Genomic DNA, 1620 nt, shown 5'->3' with positions numbered 1-1620 from the left:
CGGTTGTGTCACCGCGGGCGGCGGCGGTGCGGGCGCCGTCGTACGGGGCGGCACGGGCGCCGCCGCGGGTGGCGGCGTGCCCCCGCCGGGGGGCGTCTGCTGTGGGGACTTCGGCCCCCGTACCCACGACTGTGGGCCCGGCGGCGTTGCCGAAGGAGTGCCCATATGTGTCCCGCCCCCCTCTTCGCTCGTGCTTCCGCTGCTGCGGCTCATCTGGTTTTCCACTGGTTTGAACTTATTTGCCACGGGGCCCGTTTGGATCTGTCGAGTCCGTCGGACAGCACAACGGGCTATGTGGCCATGACGGTTCAAGGCGAAGGGAAGAAGGCACGCGCGCATGAGTGCAGGCATGGGAGCGGGCGAGGAGAGCGGCGGCTCGAACGTCGTCAGGAACGGCATCATCGCCGGCACCGGATGCGGCTGCCTGCTGTCCCCGCTCGCCCTGGTCGGCACGCTCGTCGTGGTGTTGATCATCGGCGGATTCGGGGTGTTGCTCGCCCCCCTCATCGCGCTGATCCTGCTGTTCGGCGGAGGCGGCGGGAGCGACAGTTCCAACCAGGACACGGCGGACCAGATGGTCGACGTCCTTCAGGGCAACGGCAAGGGCCAGCTCGACGACACCACGGTCCCCGCCGACCTGGTGGACCCCATCGAGCGCGCGGGCCAGCAGTGCCCGGCCATCGGCCCGATCGTCATCGCCTCGCAGATCGAGAAGGAGTCCGGCTTCAACGCGGCCCTGAAAGGACCCAACGGTGAACTGGGCCTCTCACAGCTGCCGCCCGACATCTTCAAGCAGTACGGCAAGGACGACGACGAGAACGACAAGACGTCCGCGCTGGACGCCGAGGACTCGATCATGGCCCAGGGCCGCTACCTGTGCGATCTGGCCAAGCAGGGCCAGCAGATGCTCGACAACGGGGAGGTCGAGGACAAGGGCGACGGCGAAGGGGCCCTCGACACCTCCCTCGACCTCGCCCTGGCCGGCTACGACATCGGGATGGACGCCGTACGCGCGGCAAAAGGGGTGCCGCAGACGAACGAGGCACAGGGCTATGTCCTGGCCATCCGCGCCCAGTTCGCCAAGTACCAGGGCATCGCGGCGCCGCCGTCAGGCGCGACTCCCGGCGTCACCCCCGACCCCAGCGAGACGCCGTGACGCGGCGCGGGCGGTCCCACCGTCTCCCCCACGCCTTCCCGATCACCACTCCCACCGCATGAGGACGGCAGCCATGGCCCCCTTCACCGTGTACATCTCCGACAACGGGCTCGCCGAGATCGACGGGGACCCGCTCGTCCCCGCGCCCGAACAGTCCGTGCACGAGGCGGTACTCGACCAGTTGCACCGGTTCGCACAGCAGCGCGGCACCGCCGTGGACGCGACGGTGCACGACAGCCCGGGTGCGGCGGAGTTCTTCCTGCGGGTGCTGCCGGACGGGTCGAGCCAGGTGCTGGGAGCGGCGGAGCCGGTGCAGGAGCCGGAACCTGAGCTGGTGGCGGCTCCTGAACCGGAGCCGACGCCGGAGCCCTTGTCGGCCCCCGAGCCGGAGCCGGCCCATGCGAGGGCGGACGCGGACACCGATGCCGGGGCGGGGCCGGGTGGCGGCGCCGTCGCCAAGGCGG

The 1620-nt window shown here is 70.6% G+C and carries 1 protein-coding gene and 1 pseudogene; both read left to right on the top strand.

All coding sequences use genetic code 11. The features are described from left to right. Positions 1 to 337: 337 nt before the first annotated feature. Positions 338 to 1156, top strand: a complete 819-nt coding sequence (locus HY68_RS11975) for a lytic transglycosylase domain-containing protein (RefSeq protein WP_041987871.1) — start codon at positions 338 to 340, stop codon at positions 1154 to 1156. A 73-nt stretch (positions 1157 to 1229) separates the two neighbouring features. Next, positions 1230 to 1620: pseudogene (locus HY68_RS43685) on the top strand (hypothetical protein); the annotation flags it as partial.

Origin of the sequence: Streptomyces sp. AcH 505 (assembly GCF_000818175.1) — a bacterium.
Lineage (GTDB): Bacteria > Actinomycetota > Actinomycetes > Streptomycetales > Streptomycetaceae > Streptomyces.
This window is presented reverse-complemented; position numbering and strand designations above follow the sequence as displayed.

Excerpts from the sequence above, each read along its gene's own strand:
- HY68_RS11975 (WP_041987871.1), top strand. The coding sequence starts at position 338 with ATGAGTGCAGGCATGGGAGCGGGCGAGGAGAGCGGCGGCTCGAACGTC.